The organism is Sphingobacterium sp. HMA12 (genome assembly GCF_002933815.1).
Lineage (GTDB): Bacteria > Bacteroidota > Bacteroidia > Sphingobacteriales > Sphingobacteriaceae > Sphingobacterium.
In genome coordinates this window covers 90,744-110,286 of sequence record NZ_BEYR01000006.1, presented here as the reverse complement: position 1 = coordinate 110,286, position 19,543 = coordinate 90,744, and the positions used below count along the sequence as shown (strand labels likewise).

11 protein-coding genes are annotated in these 19,543 nt (G+C 40.7%); 9 read left to right on the top strand and 2 right to left on the bottom strand.

Going from position 1 to position 19,543, the window contains the following annotated elements; genetic code table 11:
* Positions 1–349 precede the first annotated feature (349 nt).
* Together HMAT_RS23225 and HMAT_RS23220 are read left to right on the top strand one after the other, a co-directional pair.
* Positions 350–2,494, top strand: coding sequence for a glycoside hydrolase family 95-like protein (locus HMAT_RS23225; RefSeq protein ID WP_104385224.1), 2,145 nt, complete (start codon positions 350–352; stop codon positions 2,492–2,494).
* A gap of 116 nt (positions 2,495–2,610) precedes the next feature.
* On the top strand, positions 2,611–3,858 hold the full coding sequence (locus HMAT_RS23220; protein WP_104385223.1) for a glycoside hydrolase family 88 protein: 1,248 nt from the start codon (positions 2,611–2,613) through the stop codon (positions 3,856–3,858).
* 195 nt (positions 3,859–4,053) lie between these two features.
* Here the strand turns inward: HMAT_RS23220 and HMAT_RS23215 are convergent, their stop codons facing one another.
* Positions 4,054–7,929 (bottom strand): hybrid sensor histidine kinase/response regulator transcription factor, encoded by a 3,876-nt coding sequence (locus HMAT_RS23215; protein WP_104385222.1) that lies wholly within the window; start codon positions 7,927–7,929, stop codon positions 4,054–4,056.
* Positions 7,930–8,065: 136 nt separating this feature from the next.
* Here HMAT_RS23215 and HMAT_RS23210 point away from each other — a divergent pair, with 136 nt between their 5' ends.
* From HMAT_RS23210 to HMAT_RS23185, 6 genes are all read left to right on the top strand, one after another.
* Positions 8,066–11,338, top strand: a complete 3,273-nt coding sequence (locus tag HMAT_RS23210) for a TonB-dependent receptor (protein WP_104385221.1) — start codon at positions 8,066–8,068, stop codon at positions 11,336–11,338.
* A gap of 12 nt (positions 11,339–11,350) precedes the next feature.
* Positions 11,351–13,180, top strand: a complete 1,830-nt coding sequence (locus HMAT_RS23205) for a RagB/SusD family nutrient uptake outer membrane protein (protein WP_104385220.1) — start codon at positions 11,351–11,353, stop codon at positions 13,178–13,180.
* A gap of 166 nt (positions 13,181–13,346) precedes the next feature.
* Entirely contained in the window at positions 13,347–14,612 is a 1,266-nt protein-coding gene (locus HMAT_RS23200; protein WP_104385400.1) for a DUF2264 domain-containing protein, read from the top strand.
* A 42-nt stretch (positions 14,613–14,654) separates the two neighbouring features.
* The gene (locus HMAT_RS23195) at positions 14,655–15,929 is read left to right on the top strand and encodes a glycoside hydrolase family 88 protein (RefSeq protein ID WP_104385219.1); all 1,275 of its coding nucleotides are present in this window, start codon (positions 14,655–14,657) and stop codon (positions 15,927–15,929) included.
* Between the two features lie 399 nt (positions 15,930–16,328).
* Entirely contained in the window at positions 16,329–16,964 is a 636-nt protein-coding gene (locus HMAT_RS23190) for a hypothetical protein (RefSeq protein ID WP_104385218.1), read from the top strand.
* A 51-nt stretch (positions 16,965–17,015) separates the two neighbouring features.
* Positions 17,016–17,969, top strand: coding sequence for a YafY family protein (locus tag HMAT_RS23185; RefSeq protein WP_104385217.1), 954 nt, complete (start codon positions 17,016–17,018; stop codon positions 17,967–17,969).
* 146 nt (positions 17,970–18,115) lie between these two features.
* Here HMAT_RS23185 and HMAT_RS23180 read toward each other — a convergent pair whose 3' ends face one another.
* Positions 18,116–18,586: a DinB family protein gene (locus tag HMAT_RS23180; RefSeq protein WP_104385216.1), complete on the bottom strand. Its 471-nt coding sequence runs from the start codon at positions 18,584–18,586 to the stop codon at positions 18,116–18,118.
* Positions 18,587–18,920: 334 nt separating this feature from the next.
* On the opposite strand from HMAT_RS23180, the gene rplC reads away from it, so the two are divergent.
* Positions 18,921–19,538 carry a 50S ribosomal protein L3 gene (gene rplC / locus HMAT_RS23175; RefSeq protein ID WP_104385215.1) on the top strand — a complete coding sequence of 206 codons (618 nt, stop codon included), beginning with the start codon at positions 18,921–18,923 and terminating at the stop codon, positions 19,536–19,538.
* Positions 19,539–19,543 lie beyond the last annotated feature (5 nt).

Here is a 19,543-nt window from a genome sequence, read left to right as displayed (position 1 = left end):
ATTAGGCTGTTAAAAATAACGGCATTGGATATTTAATCTTAAAAATAGATAAAAAACTGATAAATGTAAACTGATAACTAAAATTTTACGTATTGTTTATTTGTGTTTTGTTAAAAAATAACAAAAGAAGCCTATGGAATTCATTTCTTTCATATATAGTGACTAGTTTGTAGCCTAAGGATCTCTATTTTATCAGCTAAATTGTTACATTTTGGTTTGATGTCTAGGCTATTGGATAGATAAGGGATGGACTGTGGATTGATTCTTCTCAATCGTTTTCGTAAAAGGTGCTTGATTTCAGCCGAATAATCCAGCATCTTTATGGTCGCTCTGATAGCATTAAATCCTAATGATGAATCTAAGAATACTGTTTTTTTTCATTTGCGCGACATTCCAGCCATTTTGGGGATCAGCACAATTCAGAATTCCCGCACTGGGTCATTCCATTTATGAAGGTGTATTTACCGGGAATGGTCTACTGGGGACTATGACTTATTTAGCTGGTAAGAATTCAATGCGCGTTGATATTGGAAGAACTGATGTTTATGATCATCGAGCGAATTCGGAAGATAAATTGTTTGATCAAGCGCGTATGTCGTTAGGTCATTTTGAAATGGAATTTGAAAGCCCGATTGTGCAGGCAAAAGGAGACATCTATCTCAAAGAGGCTTTTGCCGAGGCGAAAGTCAGCACTGGCAAAGGGATAATGAGAATCCGGACGACTACCTTATCGAATGACAACGTTATTCTGCTGGAGGTCTTTAAAAAAGATTTTAACGGTAATTACCATCTGACATGGAAACCCGACGAGGCCATCAGCCCAAGGATGGGATTTAGTTATACACAAAAGCCGAAAAATTATCCAGCAAACCCAAAAGGGCATTTTGGTGAACAGGGCGAAATAAAATATTTTGACCAACCTCTTTTAGCCGGGGGAGGATATGTGACGGCTTATTATGGCAAACCCGGCAAAGAAGTGGATACCTATTTAATTACTGTAGATTATAGCCAGCAGGGGACCGCTTATGTCAAAACGGCCATCAATTATGTTCAGAACTTTAGTAAGCAAAAGTTAACGAAAGGATTGGCATCCCATCGCAAGTGGTGGACCAACTATTTTAAGGCATCGACCCTGGAATTGCCAGATACGGTTTACCAGCAGTTTTATGATATGCAGTTGTATAAGCTTGCCAGTGCAACGAGGTCAGATAAACCCGCCATGGATTTACAGGGACCTTGGACCAGCCCAACTCCCTGGCCAGCGTATTGGCTTAACCTTAATATGCAGCTTGCTTATTCTCCGGTTTTCAAAGCGAATCAGCTCGGTATTGCAAATTCTCTAATCCAGATGATTGACCGGAATAAAGATCAGCTGAGACAAAATGTTCCGGAGCCTTATCGTTACAATAGTTTGGCCGTTGGCCGCTCCTCAGGGCCAACGCTGTGGAGTCCTGTTCTTCTAGCAAAAGATGTATCACCTGAAGGGGCCTCCGATGGTGAAAAAGAATTGGGAAATCTAGTCTGGCTCTTGCATAGTTATTATCAGTATTATCGAGCTACGATGTCGCAAGATGTATATGATCGTTTGTTCCCGCTGCTAAAGGAAGCGATAAATTATCATTTGCATCTATTGGAAAAGGATCAAGCAGGGAAATACCATATTGGCGTGAAAACCTATTCACCTGAATATCCCAAGGGCTATACTTATGATACAAATTATGACCTTTCCATTTTCAGATGGGGGCTCAAGACACTTATTGAGCTGGATCAGGAAAGAGGAGCTAAGGATAAACTTCATGCTGTCTGGAAAGGCGTATTGGCCAACTTGACCGATTATCCGCAGGATACGGATGGTTTTATGATCGCTAAAGACCTGCCTTATGGAGAATCTCATCGTCATTATTCACATTTAATGATGATTTATCCTTTTTACGATATAAACTGGGATCAAGAAGGAAATCAAGCGCTTATAGAACGTTCTATTGCGCATTGGCAAAGCAAAAAGCAATGGTTGCAGGGGTATTCTTTTACGGGAGCTGCCTCTATGTATGCCATGATGGGGAGAGGAGATTCGGCTTTGGCTTCGCTGGATGTTTTATTACAGAAATATATTAAAGCCAATACACTATATGCTGAAAGCGGTCCAGTGATAGAAACCCCGCTCGCAGCGATGGCAAGTATTCAGGAATTGTGTATGCAATATTGGAATGGCGTATTACGCGTGTTTCCAGCTATTCCGCATAAATGGGAGGATGTGTCCTTTGCCAATTTTTTGGCAGATGGAGGGAATCTTGTATCGGCACAGCGGAAAAATGGAAAAACGATTGGCATCCAGATCAAAAGTCAATATGGCGGTCGCATACGTTTAAAAGCTGGTATCAGAGCACCAGAGATAAAGATACAGGGAAAAGGTACATTTGATATAACGCAGGACGGAATGATTGATCTGAATCTCGATAAAGGCGCAGTTGCTTTGATCAATGCGCATCGATAACGCGAGATGAAAGAAAGTGGGACGGACAATTAAAATGAAGAAAAAGAGCTGAATATTTAGGTATAAGATTGAAGCGCTAATGCGCTGAACAAATAAAAATAAAAGAATAAAAAACAATGAAATTAAAACAACTTTCTGTGTTATTATTAGCCGTTTTGGGTACTTCGACTGTCGTTCAGGCCCAAACAGCAAAACCGAGTCTATCCAAAGCGTTTATTCAGCAGCAGCTAGATGCAGCCGCGAAGCAAATAAAAGTACTGGCGGATGAAACTCCGACCGAAAATTTTCCAAAAACTTTCGAAAATGGCAAAGAAGTATTTTCTTCGTCGAGCTGGTGGTGTTCGGGATTCTATCCGGGGACATTGTTGTATTTATATGAAGGCACCAAAGATGAAGGATTATTAAAGAAAGCAACCGAGAAATTGACATATCTGGAGAAAGAAAAGAACAACAAGGGTACGCATGATTTGGGGTTTATGTTATTCTGTAGTTTTGGCAACGCACTTCGTCTCACAGGCGATACGCAAAAGTATGAGCCAGTACTCAGTACAGGTGCCAATTCCCTAGCCTCTCGCTATAGTCCCGTGACCAAAACGATCCGTTCCTGGGATCACGGATCCTGGCAGTATCCCGTTATAATCGATAATATGATGAACTTGGAGTTTTTGACACAGGTGTCTAAAATGACTGGTGATAAAAAATTCTATGATATAGCGGTATCTCATGCTGAAACAACCCTAAAAAACCACTTCAGAAAAGATTATAGTTCCTACCACGTGATCGATTATGATAAGAATACAGGTAAGGCCATTGGAAAAAAGACACATCAGGGTGCATTTGATGAATCAGCATGGTCAAGAGGGCAGGGATGGGCATTATATGGTTATACCATGATGTATCGTGAAACCAAGAAAAAAGAATTTTTGAAGCAGGCACAGCAAATCGCAAAGTATATCTTAAGTAATCCAAATCTGCCAGCTGATCTGGTTCCTTACTGGGATTTTGATAAAGATAAAATTGCGAAGTCAGATAAAATGTATCCGAATAAGGATCTGCGGGATGTATCTGCAGCGGCATTATATGCCTCGGCATTATTGGAGCTCTCTCAATATACAAAGGGAAGTGAGTCTGTGAAGTACTTTGATAAAGCAGAAACACTTCTTAAAAATCTGTCGAAGGCACCTTACCTTGCTCCTTATGGGCAAAATGGAGGCTATATTTTACAACATAGTGTTGGAGCGTTGCCATTGAATTCCGAAATCGATGTACCGTTGACTTATGCAGATTATTACTATGTGGAAGCCTTGGTTCGTTATCAACGCCTATTGTCCGGAGAACCTATGATCAAAGAGATTGCTAAATAAGGCTGTCAGCAGTTAAAAGCTTATTTTAGTGGGATCAGATCGTTAAAAAAATGATTTGTTTTAAGTAAGACTCGAACTTGATTAAAAACGTAGTTAAAGCTAAAAAACAGAAGTGGCTATGCCACCTCTGTTTTTTTATTGGGTCTTACAGAGTTTATTGGGTATTGTAGAGACCACAATTCGATATAACAGGGTTTAACTATTCTGGTTAGGCGTCGCGGTCTGTTCCGATGGATTGTGTCCAAACTGTTTTTTGAATTCCTTACTAAAGTATTTTCTGTCGGAAAATCCTACAGCATAGGCGACTTCACTGATGTTCATGGCAGATGTCAGTAGTTCTTTCGCTTTGTTCAGCCGGTAAGTTTTGACATAGTTATTGAGCGATAAATTAGAGATGGCCTTCAGTTTACGATAGAGGATAGGCGCGCTCATACCCATTGTTCGAGAAATAAAATTGACGTCAAAGCCGTCCGATTGAAGATTATCTTCGATTAATTGATTTAGGGATGAGATGAATTGTGCATCAAGCTCATTATCAAATGAAGCTGTTTTAACCTGAAATTCTTTGCTTCTTTTCTGACTGATTGCTATGAGATTATGAGCAGAAAGGAAAAGCTGTTTATTGTCGAAAGGTTTTGTCAGGTAGATGTTTGCACCATGTTCCAAGGCTAAAGTTTGGGAATTGCTATCGGTTACGGCAGTCAGCAAGATGAATGGTATATGACTGGTCATCATATTTGTTTTAATGGCTTGGCATAGTTGAGCACCATCCATGTAAGGCATCATCAGATCCGAAATAATCAGATCAGGGATATATTCCAATGCTTTAGAAAGTGCCTCCTCACCATTGACAGCAGTAATAATACTGAAGCTCTCTTCAAATAGACTGACAACGGCTGCTAATAATTCGCTATTGTCCTCTACAATCAAGATGGTTTGCTTTAAGGAAATATCCAGCGTGTTTAAGTTCGTTATATTTGCTTCCTCTGTTTCTTTTGTTAATATTTCTACCGGTACAACGTCAGTTTTTTGGTTTGCTTGCTTCGGGAGACTGACAGTAAATACAGTCCATTCTCCTTTTTCATCCTTCATCGTAGAGCAGCGAATATCTCCTTCGTGCTGCTGCACAATTTGTTTGGTAAGTGCCAAACCAATACCTGTTCCGATTACGTCATTAGCTTGTTCTTCACGATAGTATTCTTCAAATATTTTAAATTGATTGTCCGTAGCGATACCGATACCATTATCGACGATGTGAATAGCTATTGTATAATCATTTTCGATAAGATCTAGATAAACGGTGCCATGTTCCCGTGTATACTTGATCGCATTTGACAAGAGGTTAAACATGACCTTATCAAATTGTACGGTATCTATGGATTGTAGCCCTACGGCATCCAGCTGCCGGATATAGTAATTGAGATGTTTTGCTTTGGCAAGGTCATTTAATAGGTAGAAGGTGTCTTCTATATATTCCCTGAAAGAGATGTCCGTTTTTTTCAGGACAAAGTGCTTGTCGTCGAACTTTTTAAAGTCGAGCAATTCGTTTATGACACCTAGGAGTTTGCTGGCATTCTTTTTTATCCGTTTTACTTTGTTCTGGGTAGAAGTCAGATTGGCTGTTTCGGAAATAATTTCATCCAATGGGGACGTTATCAAGGTCAGCGGCGTACGGATTTCGTGTGATATCTGTGTGAAAAATCTGATTTTCCTTTCCTGTTCTCGCTCTGAATTGATCAGCATCTCACGTTCGACAACAAATTTAATGACCAGATGTACACCCAAGGTAAACAAGCCGGCATACAACAGGTAGGCCCACCAGGTTCTCCAAAAGGGAGGTTTAATATCGATATTGATCCGTAGGGGTATACTGCTCCAGATGCCATCGTTGTTACTGGCAAATATAGTCAAGGTATGCATACCTGTGGGAATATTGGTATATCGTATTGATGGGGTGCTTGTTTCAACCCAGTCCTTGTCAAAACCTTCGAGCTTATAGCGGTATCTGTTCTTTTGCGGTTTGATGAAATTGGAACTGGAGAAATTGATCGTGACAAAGTTTTCATCGTGCCGGAGTTTGAGCTGGTAGCTGTTGGGGTCTGTCGTTTTCTGTATACGTCCGTAGTTTAATGGAGCGTCTTCGAGAAAGATATTTCGGAAAAGTACATTAGGGATGTGCTGATTGAAGGTTATTTTCCGGGTATCTACAGAAAAGACTCCGTTGAGTGTGGTGACAAACAGGGTTTCTGTTTTGCTCGCAAAAACTTTTGCACCAAGTAAATTTTTGACCGGTAAACCGTCATATTGATTCAGGAGGTAGCTATGTTTTGTTTTGGGATTATAGCATATGAGCCCATTTTTACTGGTAAACCATACCTGATTGTTCACAAAGATGGGCCAGCCTAGCGAATTGTTTGGAAAGCGAGAGACCTTGGTTAAGTGATCATGCTGATCAAAATGATATAAATTTTCTTTCGATGTCAGCCAGATGTCGCCATTCGGATGCACATAAAATCCACCGAGGACTAATGTGTCGAGCTGTTTTATTGGGCGTATGTTCGATTCATTGTTTTTTTTGCGAAAAAGCTCGCCTCCTCTCAGGAAATAAATGTACTGTCTATTATCGGCTTGTATATCATCGATTGTAGCTGTTTTCATAGCGGCACTATATTGGGGCTGTTTTCCTTGCTCCACCGTATAGAGCCCCTTATTGGTTCCGAGGTAAATGTGATGTGCAGGGTCGACGTAAATGCTGTAGATGTTATTTTTGAGATTTAAGAGATCTTTTTCGAGATAAAAATGTTGAGCATTTCCAGTTTGTGCATCGATAATGGAATAGCCACCACCATATTGTGCTGCGTAGACTTTGTTGTCTCGAACATATAAGTCCTTAATCAGATTTGACTGGGTTAGTTTAGATAAAGGGGAAGTTGCTCCCGTTGCCTTATCAATCCTGTTGATTCCCTCTTCCTCCGTTCCTATCCAATAGGCATTGTCTGATTCGGCGAAACTACCGGTGATATCACTATTTAGGCGAAGATTAGAAGGCGAACGGGTTGAATAGTGTTGTATGGGGATGAGATCGGGGTAAATAGCGTTTATTCCTCCAAAATAGGTGCCTATCCAGGTGATTTGTTGTCGATCAATAAAAATATCATAGATCGAATTTTGGCTCAATGAATTTTTAACGGAAGTATTGTGTTTATAGTTTAAGAACTGTGTCGATCCATTAAAGATCGAGAGCCCCTTTAATGTGCCAATCAGGAGTTCACCGTTTTTAGCCGGGACAATTTTCCGGATATTATTGCTCAGTAGATTACTATTGGTTTCGTTTAAATTATTCCATCTTTTGTCCCTGAGGTTATATTGGAATATTCCGTGCAATTTTGTTCCAACCCAGAGCACATCTTTATGGAGATATAGAGCGCTGAAAATGCGTTCTTTTAATGGCAGCGGAGGTAACATCAGATTCTGGATATTGAAAATCTTACTATTTTGCAATGAAAAAGATTCTATGCCATTGTAACTTGCTATGATATAGGTATTGGGATTTGTTTGAATGATGGATTGCGCCCCGGGGCGGTCAAGGATTTTCTTGAGATTGTAGGTGCCAGCTGTGGGGACAGCCTGATAGAGCCCTTTATCAGTGCAAAGAAATATCTGGTCTGAAAGAAACTGAATGTCGGTAACAACAATTTTTTCCTGAAAGGGTTTTCCCTGTTTAAATACAGCTTTACGTTTGTCGATGTCGAAAATAAATAATTGAGTTGCGGTAGCGATGAAAAGATGATTCTTTGCATTGACGGCAATCTTATTGATGTAATCAACCTTTTTAAAGACGGTATCCTGTACAAGAATATTGGTGATATTCTGAGAGTCGTAGACAAATAAGTTGGCACCACCACCAAACCAAAGCTTACCCTGTTTATCTTGGGCAATGGTTAACACGGCCTGCTTATCTAGTACATTCTCTTGGCTAAGTGACTCAAACTTTAGATCCTGGGCATGACAGAGCGAAATGATGGAGACCAACAGTAGAAAATGTCGCGATAAAATAGGTAGTATACTCATGGTTATGGGGTATTTGCATCAAATTTAAGATTTTACCCCCAAATATTTATGAATTTCACCCCCCTTAATTTGCTTATAGACCCATCTTTGGCTTATTAAACAACCAATTTTTATTATAAAACTAATTTCCTAAAGTATGGCAAAGTTTTACAAAGTTGGACTGTCTGCTATGATGATGTTTACTGTGGGTGCGACTATGGCACAGCAGAAAATTTCGATTACGGGGCGGATTACAGACAGTCAAGGAGCACCTTTAGCGGGTGTAACGATTCGAGAAAAGGGTGGAAGTATTTCTACTTCTACAAACGCTACTGGTACCTATTCATTGTCAGTGAGCTCCAATGCAACAATTGTCGTTTCCTATATCGGTTATCAAAACCAGGAAGTAGCTGTTAATGGGCGCAATGTCATTAATGTTACTCTGGATGGAATGAGTGCGGCCATTGATGAAGTTGTAGTCGTGGGGTATGGAACGCAAAAAAAGGAGAAATTGTTAGGATCTGTAAGTACGATTGATGCAAAGCAAATAGAGAATCGACCGGTGACGAATGTTTCTACTGCACTAAGTGGTGTTGCAGCTGGTGTACAGGTTAAACAAAGTACAGGTAGACCTGGCAGTGATGGTGCCACTATTCGCGTACGTGGGGTTGGTTCATTGAACAATTCGGAGGCACTTGTTGTGATTGACGGGATTGTGGGATCAATGGATGCTGTAAATCCTAACGATATTGAGACGATCTCAGTTTTAAAAGATGCATCATCGGCTTCAATCTATGGTACCCGTGCTGGTAATGGTGTTATTTTGATCACGACTAAGAAAGGAAAAGCAAACCAGAAAACACAATTAAACTATTCTGGTATCCTCTCTCGAACCAAACCTATGGGTACGCCGGAGTTTGTGTCTGATTATGTGCGTCACATGGAGTTAATGAACGAAGGAACGTTCAATTTAGGTAAACCGGCCAAATATGCCGAATCTACAATTGACCTTTGGCGAAAGGCCAATGCAGATCCAAATGGTGTATTGGCGGCGTCTGGATTACCAAATTATATTGCCTACCCAAATACCGATTGGACGGATTGGATTTATAATTCTGCCTGGATCCAAAGTCATAATGTTTCTGCAACTGGAGGTTCCGAATCGACAAATTACATGCTCTCGGGAAGGATGTTTGATAATCCCGGGATTATGAAAAATACAGGGGCAAAGAAATATGAATTGAGAACGAATATAAGTACCAAGATTGGAGATAGATTGACTGTTGGTACGAATATGTTTGCCTCAACAGAAGACCGGAAAAAAGCCAACGTCGATAATTTATATAATTTTTTAAGACAGTCTACACCGGGGGTATATCCAATGTATGACGGCCGATTTGGCGGAGCTGTGGCAGCGGAAGAATCGGTGCAATTGAACAATCTCATGCAATATTTGTATGAACCTCAAGGGATGGATAGAGTCTCAAATTTTAACTCAACGATTTTTGCGAATCTCAAAATCATCAAGGGACTGACTTTTGAAACCAAGTTTAACTATCAAATGCGCTCGCGCGAACAGACAGGTAGTTCAATCCCGGTCGATAAGTACAGTTTTGAGACCAATAAAATCGTTTATCCTGCGGGTGTAGCTAGTACATTAACATTATCTCAAGGATATGAGAATCTCCGTACACTCACATTTGATAATGTACTTCGCTATGAAACAAGTATTGGCAAGCATAATATTGGTGCATTGCTAGGGCATAATGAGTTCCAAACAAAATGGTACACATTTTCTGCCTCGAAAAGAGGTGTTATCGATCCAACAATTTCCAATATCGGTACTGCAAATGAGATGAACAGCATTGACGGTAATGAATATCAGACTGGCATGCGTTCTTTCTTTGGCCGCGTAAACTATGATTTTGATGGAAAATATCTGGTTGAATTGAATTTACGCCGAGATGCTTCCTCTAAATTCGGAAAGGATAAGCAAGTCGGTTATTTCCCATCCGTTGGTTTGGGCTGGTTGCTCTCCAAAGAGTCATTTATGAAAGGACTTGAACCTTATGTACAAAATGTCAAACTACGTGGATCTTGGGGTAAATTAGGGAATGATCGAAACAATGGTGATCCGAACAATGAAAACTATTTTCCGGCACTTGCTTTCTTTGGTAACGCGGGTTATTCTTTTGGTGGGTCACAGGTTGGAGGCCTAGAGCTTAGCAGATTTGGAAATAGGTTATTAGCCTGGGAGGAAAGTGAGAATAAGGAAGCAGGCCTGGAATTTTCGACATTCCAAAAAAAGGCCTATGTGGAGTTGAATTACTACAACAAATTGACTTCAGGAATCCTGGTTCCGGATCAGTTGCCGCTAGCCGCTGGTACAACGGCTCCTCCGATTGTCAACTCGGCCTCGATGCGCAATAGTGGTATAGAACTCAATTTGACATGGAAAGATAAAATTGGGGAAGTCAGCTATAATATCGGCGGTAATTTTGCCTACAATAAAAATAGAATAACGAAGCTTAAAGGTCAACTAAACAGGGGATGGAATGATATCAATGGTACAAGTGTCTATAGTACAAATATTGGACAGGTTTCCAATGCAGTGGGTACAAACCAGCGAAATTTGGAAGGGCATATGTATCAAGAATATTATGTCAGACAACGTTATAAAGGAGATGGTAGCTATTATTCAGGCGGGGGCGCAGTAAATCCGAATGGAGGACCTCGTGATGGTATGATTCGTACTGAAGCTGATTATAAATGGGTGCAAGATATGAAGGCTGCAGGTTATAGTTTTTCACCTGTAAATACATTGGGTAAAGAACAATTGTATTACGGAGATTTCCTATATGCAGATTTAAATGGTGACAAGATATATGGCAACGAGAATGATCTAGATTTTACTGGAACATCCAATATTCCCAAATATATTTATGGTCTTAATCTAGGGTTTGCATATAAAGGTTTTGACCTAAATATGTTATGGTCCGGTGAAGGGAATTTACAATATTATTGGAACGATGAGGGGTATAGCAACAATATTGTTCGTGATGGAAATGGTATTTCGAAACGTGTGGCAGATGATCATTATTTTTATGATCCAGCAAATCCAAGTGATCCTCGTACGAATATCAATGGATCTTATGCACGGCTGAAATATAACGGTGAATCCGTCAATAATGCGGCTAACGATTACTACCTCTACAAAGCAGATTTTATCAAATTGAGAAATCTACAAATAGGCTACACATTCAATAGTAAGCTGACGGAACGACTGCATGTACGTAATCTACGTGTTTACTTCTCCGGCGAGAACCTGTTGATGTTTACCAAATTCCCTGGTGCTGATCCAGAAATCGGGGCAGGAGCTAAGTATCCAACGATGAAACAATATGCATTTGGGTTGAATGTTGGATTTTAATACTAAAAAGACATGAAGAAAATATTAGAAAAAGAAATACAAAATCTATTTGCGTCTTGTAAAAGATATACTTGGCGTGTATCTGCGCTAGCGATTCTCCTGGGCACACTAGGATCTTGTAAAAAGGATTTATTGGATATCACATCTAATACACAGGTTCCAGAAGATAAGATGTGGACGACAGACAATTATACCGACCTGGGGGTAAATGGCGTGTATCAGGCGTTACGCTTTGGATATACTACGGGTGGTACAAATAATAGAGAGCTCTATCAATATGACCGTTTGTCCAATACGCTGATCCCTAGAGGAGGTGACGTATTATTAAATGCGACAGCCAATACTTCGACATCACTTTTTGCAGATGTCTGGAAAGAGCTCTATGAAAGTGTGCATCGCGCCAACGATGCTATTTACGGAATCAACAATATTTCACCTTCGGCCCCAGAGAAAAAAGCGCGTTTGCTTGCGGAAGTAAAGTTTTTACGTGCTTTTTACTATTATAGGCTGAACCAACTTTATCGTGGCGTACCTATCTATGATGCACCGATCAAATATAATGAGGCTACTAAGCCCAGAAATACGGAAAAGGAAGTTTGGGATTTTATTATTAAGGATCTGACAGATTGTATTGCTGAGGCCAATCTACCAACGAAATTCCCCGCGGGAGATAAAAATTTTGGTCGGATTTCGAAGTCTGCGGCCTATGCGCTCCGTGGAAAAGTTTATATGTATCTTCAAGATTGGGATAAAGCCATTTCGGATTTTCAGGCGGTAAAGGATGCAGGCCATCAACTGTTTCCTAATTACAAAGCCTTGTTTACGGCAGCGAATGAGAAGTCTGATGAAATGATTTTTTCTATTCAAAATATTGCTTTGGATAATTATGGTTCAACCATGCAGTTTTACTTCGGTAGCCGTTCGGCATTTGGTTCCAATTGGGATACCTACATGGTAAGCCCTGATTTTGTAGATCTGTATGAAAATAAGGATGGCAGTAAATTTAACTGGGATGATGTAATCCCTGGTTATAGCGCTATGGCACCCGAAAAGAGAGAAATCTATTTTGTAAGAAATAATGTAGAGAAAGTTGCAAATGATAATAAGAAGCCAGCTAAATACAATGATTTGGTTTCTAAGGGGCTCGATTTTGGATTGTATTTAAATAATGGTAATGAAGAACGCTTAAAAAAGGCTTATGATAATCGGGATCCGCGTTTAAACGCAAATGTTATTCTACCCTATTCAACTTTTGTGGGGATGAATGGTTCGGCAGATCAGACTTTCACCTCCAGATGGCCACATGTCGAACAGTTGGGCAATGTCTTTGATTTGAGAACAGATATGGAGAGCCAGTTCTTTTACATTCCACGTAAGTTTGTCTATGAAGGTGGAAAGCCACCTATTCCGAGTCGGGTAGCTGGTGATATAGATTATCCGGTGATACGGTATGCAGATGTTCTTTTATTGTGGGCTGAGGCACTAAATGAAAAGGGACAAACGGCTCCGGCTGTAGATAAGGTGAATGAAGTCCGTAGCAGAGCAGGAGTTGGATTATTGAACAGTTCGGTTGCTACGACTGTGAAGGATAAAGCTGATTTAACGAGCCGTATCCGTAATGAACGTAGAAGGGAGCTTTTCGGTGAGGGGGTTATCTATTTTGATGAATTGCGTTGGAAATCTTGGAAAGATCAAGTTTTTAATGGAAATGCAGGAAATAAGCAACCTTGGGGAGCAATTGTTGATAAATACACCTATTTGGGTGATCAATTGTTGACCTGGCCAATTCCTGAAGTAGAAAGACAACGAAATACAAGCTTGACACAAAATACGGGCTGGTAGGAGAGTTGGCATAACGCTTTCACGTAAAAAAGTTGTTATCAATCGCTTATGCAATCGTTTGCTAGAGCGATTGATTTCTTTTTGCTTGCTTTTTTAACGTAAAATAAAGATTTTTAATGTTTTGTGTAGTGTTATCATGCTCACATTAATTTATAAACCATTATCGATGAAGAGAAGATTCCTATTAAAATTGTTGGGCGGAGCTGGAGTTGGCGCGTTAACTGCGTCTTTACCAGTGGAAGCAAAGGCAAACAGTTTAGACGATAAAAGAAATTTTATCGAAAATGACCGGGCTTATTGGGTATCTATTTTACATAAGATGGCAGCTCCAATATTAAGCAATATTAGTAAACAACAATGGCGTAAAAATATGCCGATGGAGGTGAGCCCGACTTTTGATAGCAGAGACCCTGGAGTTGGATACCTGGAAGCCTTTGGGCGGTTGTTGGCTGGAATGGCACCTTGGCTGGCATTACCGGATGATGCAACTGAGGAAGGTAAATTACGTAAGCAATTACGGGATCAAGCGCTATTGGGGATAAAGTATGGGGTAGATCCAAAATCTCCTGATTATTTTACTTGGCGAGGACCTTCTTCTCAGACCCTTGTGGATGCAGCGCATCTTGCACTGGCTTTTTTGAGGGCTCCCCAAGCTTTATGGCAGCCTTTGGACCAAGCCACTAAGCAAAGAGTCGTCGAAGAGTTTAAACTGCTGCGGAAGATCAAGCCAAATGAAAGTAATTGGCTGCTGTTTGCGGCAATGACAGAAACATTTCTTTACAGCATAGGAGAGGAATGTGCAAGGGAAAAAATCGATTATGCGGTCAATAAATTTGATCAGGAATGGTATGTGGGAGATGGCTGGTATAGTGATGGTGCCCATTTTAGTTTTGATCACTACAACGGGTATGTAATCCATTGCATGCAGGTTGAGTCGCTGCGTCATAATATCCCAGCAGGAGGAAAATACAAAGAGATGTATGAGCGAGCCTACAAACGAATGCAGCGCTATGCGCATCATCTGGAACGCATGATCTCGCCGGAAGGTCATTATGTCGTTGTTGGCCGTTCATCAACTTATAAGAATGCTGCATTCCAACCGCTAGCAACAGTTGCTTTAGAAAATAGGCTGCCCGAAGATATCTCGAAAGGACAGGTTAGGGCTGCATTGACCACTATACTTCGGCATATTTATATTGACAAAACTTTTGCGCCGTCAGGATGGCTACGTATGGGCGTAGTGGGGGATAAACAATCCAATCTCGCAGATTACTATACAAATGCAGGTTCAATGTATGTGGCCTCCCTGTCATTCTTGCCTTTGGGATTACCAGCAGACGATGAGTTCTGGACCTGTGCCCCGCAACCATGGACTTCCCAAAAATGCTGGAATGCGGAGCAATTTCCCAAGGACTATTATGTAAGTTATTAAACGAAAAAAGAATAAAAAGCAAAAGATTAAGGATTGGATAAAATGAAGATACAACACTATATTACGGGAGCTTTAATGATCGGGCTAGGAATGCAGGGAATTTCCTGTTCCAGTCAGCGAAATCTAGGGACAGTGAAATTGGGGCTTGACAAGGAATTTGTCCGTACCAATTTAGAAGATGCACATAAACAAATTGCCTACCTCGCAGCATCGATCGGTGAATCGGATATGCCTACAACCTATAAAGATGGTAAATATGTGAATTGGGGTTCAAGTTGGTGGTGCTCTGGGTTTTATCCCGGTACAGTGTTATACTTATACGAGTATACTAAGGATGAAAAGCTTTTGACGGAAGCAAAAAGCAAATTAAAAGAACTCGAGAAGGAGAAGAACAACAAGGGAACACATGATTTGGGCTTTATGTTGTACTGCAGCTTTGGTAATGCATTGCGCTTGACGGGTGATTCGGCGTCCTATAAAGGAATTTTAAGTATTGGAGCAGCGTCGTTGGCGACACGTTTCCACGAAGCACCCAAAACTATCCGTTCATGGGACGGTGGCAAAAATTGGGATGGGCAGCCTTGGACCTATCCAGTGATCATCGACAATATGATGAACTTGGAGTTTTTGACGGAAGTTTCCAAGATGACAGGTGATAAGCGTTATCGTGATATTGCAGTGCAGCATGCCAATACAACGATGCTCAATCACTATCGAAAAGATTATAGTTCCTACCATGTCGTGGATTACAATCCGCAAGATGGAAGCATTATTTCGAGAAAGACGGCGCAAGGTGCTTTTGATGAATCCGCTTGGGCTAGGGGACAGTCTTGGGGATTGTATGGTTATACGATGATGTACCGCGAGACTGGTGACAAGAAATATTTGGAACAAGCTAGGCATATTGCACAGTTTTATCTGAATCATCCCAATCTTCCAAAGGATCTGATCCCTTATTGGGATATGGACCAGAACAAGCTTACTCCGGATAGTAAATATTATAGTCAGAAGGATCTCCGTGATGTATCAACAGCTTCGGTGACAGCTTCGGCTTTGCTGGAACTGGCACAATACACAACAGGTAGTGAAAGCCAGCTCTATATCTCAAAAGCTGAGCAGATGTTGCGGTCACTGTCTTCTAAACCTTATAAAGCAGATTTCAAAGAAGCGGGGGGATATATCTTAAAACATAGTGTCGGTTCGATCCCACATAAAACAGAGGTTGACGTGCCTTTAACGTATGCCGATTACTATTATGTAGAGGCCTTGGTGCGGTATGACCGATTGCTCCGTGGAGAAAAGGTAATCAAACCATAACGAGAGGATTCTGGAGTTTTCAACAAAGTTGTTAACATCCTGTGGAAAAAGTGAAGTATAGCGTGCTTCACTTTTTTTGTTTATCAGACTTATCCCGTACCTACATCTCCTTCGCTTAAAACGAGATTGGTTGTGTTGTATTTGATCGTTCACTGTTAAAAAATACCCTTCCTCGTCTAGTAAACAAATAAACACCTATTTAATACCAATTCCTATATTAACATGGTGATTACAGGGGAATAACTAGGGGTTAGCAGGGGGTTAACAGGGGTATTACCCCTGTTAACCCCCTGCTATATCCTTGTAATAATAGTGTTACTCCTCTGTTAATAGGGAATTTGATATTAACTTGGTAATAAGTTATATACCATCAATTATAAACAGAAGGAGAGAAACTTTATGGCAATTTTACAAAATGGTCCGAACGGCCCTATTGTTGGGAAATTTGGTTCGGTGAGTGCTTATCTATTGAATGGCCAAAATATCATACGTGGTGGCAAAAGAAAACGAACGTCTCCACCCAGTGAGGCCGAACTTTTAAATAGAGAAAAACAGAAAGTTGCAGGTAAGTTTGCCGCATGGAATAAAAGAATTCTTGAGTTTGGTTATCAATCGCTAGCGAAAAAAGGAAGTCGTGTAGGAGCTTTCCAATTGGCGCAGCGCCACATTTTTAAAGAGACTCTTGAACTGGATGCACAGAATAAACCTTTCGTTAACCCTGAAAAGCTATTGCTGTTTTCAGGTCCGCTTACCCCATTAGCCAACTGTCAAGTAAGCTTGGATGGCGATCGGATTGATCTTAGCTGGACTGTGGATGATCAATATAAAAGCAGTATATATAAAATCAATCTGGGACTCATAGGCTTGGATACCGAGTCGCATTTGAGAACCTCCATTGCAAAAGTAAATCAGGGCTCCTGTTCATTACAAGTTGAGGAGATAAGCAGAAAAACAGGTGATCTCCATGTTTATGTCAGCGTATGGGATACACTCGAAGGCGACTTTTCGAATTCTATTTATTGTGGGGTGATATAGGTGTAGATGCTGGATTCGTAATTGATTTAGGCTTTTTGTACCTTTATCCCGATGACGGATATCCAGAAAAGATTTGATCGTATACTCGCTATTTATATGCATTTACAGGCCAAGCCTGTTGTGACAGCGGCGGCATTGGCAGAACGCTATGAAGTGAGTCAACGTACAATTTACCGTGATATCCGTTCTTTGATGCAGGCCGGAATACCAATTTATGGTGAAGCTGGAAGTGGATACTCTTTAGTGGAGGGCTATAAAATGCCGCCCCTGCAATTTACAAGGGAAGAGGCGTTGAGTTTTGTCGCAGCAGAGAAATTGGTCGAGAAATATACGGATCGGAACCTAGCCCATCATTTTGCCACCGCACTGTTGAAAATGAAAGCCATATTAAGGGGGAATGAAAAGGAGCAAGTTGCACTGGTTGGAGACAATTTTCTCGTTCGGGGCGGACGTCATCAGTTCAATGAAAAGTTGACCCATGGTACCAATATTCTGATTGAAAGCATCGCTGCCAAAAAATGTGTTGAAATCTATTATTCCAAACCCTCCGATAAAAGTCCAGAAAGGCGTGAGATCGAAGCTGTTGGTATCTTCGTGGAGAGTAAGTTCTGGTATATTCTTGCTTTTTGTAAGTTAAGGAATGATTATAGGCAATTCCGTCTAGACAGAATAAACAACATCAGAATACTCGAAGATGATTTTGCAAAAGAGCACCCCGAACTCTCCTATTTTCTGAATAAACGCCATGAAGTGCCTACAACAAAAGTCATTGTGCAGGTGGACAAGGATATGGCCCGCTATATGGAATGGGACCGTCACTATTTTGGCTTCCAAAAAGAAATCGTTGCGGACAACTATGTGGAGATGCATTTTGAAAGTATAAATATGGAGAATGGTTTTGCGCGCTGGTATCTAATGTTTGCCGATAAAGGGAGGATTATTGAGCCTGAATCACTAAAAGAAACCGTGAAGCGTTTGCTTTCGGCTGCTTTGGAGCAAGTTTAGTCGTAAACGAAGGAGTTAGGGGCCTTGCTATGGCAAATGAAAAACTTGTTCGGCTGAAAGGGAGGATGCCGAACAAGTTAGACTGTAATTATATTAAAAAGTTTTGATCCACGTTAGGTGAAAACTTCCGTTGTAGGTATCAGGTATTAGCCCCTTTCCCAGAAAAATGGTGGTTGGATACCCAGTAAGCGTAAGTAGACAAATGCCTGTCCGCGATGATGGATCTCATTGTCGATAAAATATAAAATGCTGTGAATGACTGGCGATTTGTATTGTCCAAATAAGTTGAATTCTTCTGCAAATCGTTCTTCCGAAATCTTATTGAATAGTTCGGTAATCTGTGGGGTTGCCTCATCCCATGCCTGAAGTAATTGTGCTTTGGTTGAGTAGCCTAAATTTTCATTGAGTTCACCACTTTTGTTGTTCACAATTTCCTGGAGTCCCGGAACAGCGATCCCTAATAATTCCTTGATCATGTCTGCGAAAGTTCGCATGCCTTCAACTTTATAATTGAACAATTCTCCTTCGGGAAATTTTTCAATGGTTTGTCTCGTCAAAGTTCGGTGGCCCAACCAATGTGCAAGTAGTTCGTTTTTGGAAATGATGTCTGTTTTCATAATCATTGTATGATAAGTTTTTAAAGATTTACATCGCATCTCGCGTTGTATGACAGTTCAAAATTACGGCAGTCTGTGACAGCTGTATGGCAGCAGAAATAAGCGGATATCATTTTATTTTTTTGAAGACGATTTAACCGGAGCGGAGAGCTGGATAGGTATTATTCGAAAATTTGGGGTGGATGAAGAGAACATCTAGAAAATAAAAAAAATAATTCACTAATTATTTGACAGTTATAAAAATGTTTGTAACTTTGCAGTCCCTTAATGGGAATAGTGTGTCTTGAGCGAAGCCCTACTGCTTCGAAGGACTTTTAATTAATTAATTTACAACATGTCAGGTATTATTGGAAAAAAAGTAGGAATGACGAGCCTGTTTAACGCTGATGGGAAAAATATTCCTTGTACAGTGATTCAGGCCGGGCCGTGCGTGGTTACGCAGATACGTACGGAAGAAAAGGACGGCTACTCGGCAATTCAACTTGGCTTCGACGAAGCTAAGGAGAAAAACACGACAGCTCCTTTGAAAGGGCACTTTGCGAAAGCAAACACAACGCCTAAGCGTAAGTTGGTAGAGTTTAAAACTTTCCCAGATGCAAAACAACTTGGTGACGTAGTTGACGTTACACTTTTCGAGGAAGGCGAATTCGTAGATGTAGTCGGTACTTCAAAAGGTAAAGGTTTCCAAGGTGTAATGAAACGTCATGGATTTGGTGGTGTAGGTGGTGCGACTCACGGTCAGCACAACAGATTACGTGCTCCAGGTTCATTAGGTGCTTCATCATGGCCTTCACGCGTATTTAAAGGTATGCGCATGGCTGGTCGTACAGGTGGTGACAGAGTTAAAGTTCAAAACTTACAGGTGTTGAAAGTTTACGCTGAGCAAAACCTTATCGTTGTTAGTGGTTCCATTCCAGGAGCTAAAGGTTCTTATGTAATCGTAGACAAATAGTAGAG

Excerpts from the sequence above, each read along its gene's own strand:
- HMAT_RS23225 (WP_104385224.1), top strand. The coding sequence starts at position 350 with ATGATGAATCTAAGAATACTGTTTTTTTTCATTTGCGCGACATTCCAG.
- HMAT_RS23220 (WP_104385223.1), top strand. The coding sequence starts at position 2,611 with ATGAAATTAAAACAACTTTCTGTGTTATTATTAGCCGTTTTGGGTACT.
- rplC (WP_104385215.1), top strand. The coding sequence starts at position 18,921 with ATGTCAGGTATTATTGGAAAAAAAGTAGGAATGACGAGCCTGTTTAAC.
- HMAT_RS23180 (WP_104385216.1), bottom strand. The coding sequence starts at position 18,586 with ATGAAAACAGACATCATTTCCAAAAACGAACTACTTGCACATTGGTTG.
- HMAT_RS23210 (WP_104385221.1), top strand. The coding sequence starts at position 8,066 with ATGGCAAAGTTTTACAAAGTTGGACTGTCTGCTATGATGATGTTTACT.
- HMAT_RS23200 (WP_104385400.1), top strand. The coding sequence starts at position 13,347 with ATGAAGAGAAGATTCCTATTAAAATTGTTGGGCGGAGCTGGAGTTGGC.
- HMAT_RS23185 (WP_104385217.1), top strand. The coding sequence starts at position 17,016 with ATGACGGATATCCAGAAAAGATTTGATCGTATACTCGCTATTTATATG.
- HMAT_RS23205 (WP_104385220.1), top strand. The coding sequence starts at position 11,351 with ATGAAGAAAATATTAGAAAAAGAAATACAAAATCTATTTGCGTCTTGT.
- HMAT_RS23215 (WP_104385222.1), bottom strand. The coding sequence starts at position 7,929 with ATGAGTATACTACCTATTTTATCGCGACATTTTCTACTGTTGGTCTCC.
- HMAT_RS23190 (WP_104385218.1), top strand. The coding sequence starts at position 16,329 with ATGGCAATTTTACAAAATGGTCCGAACGGCCCTATTGTTGGGAAATTT.
- HMAT_RS23195 (WP_104385219.1), top strand. The coding sequence starts at position 14,655 with ATGAAGATACAACACTATATTACGGGAGCTTTAATGATCGGGCTAGGA.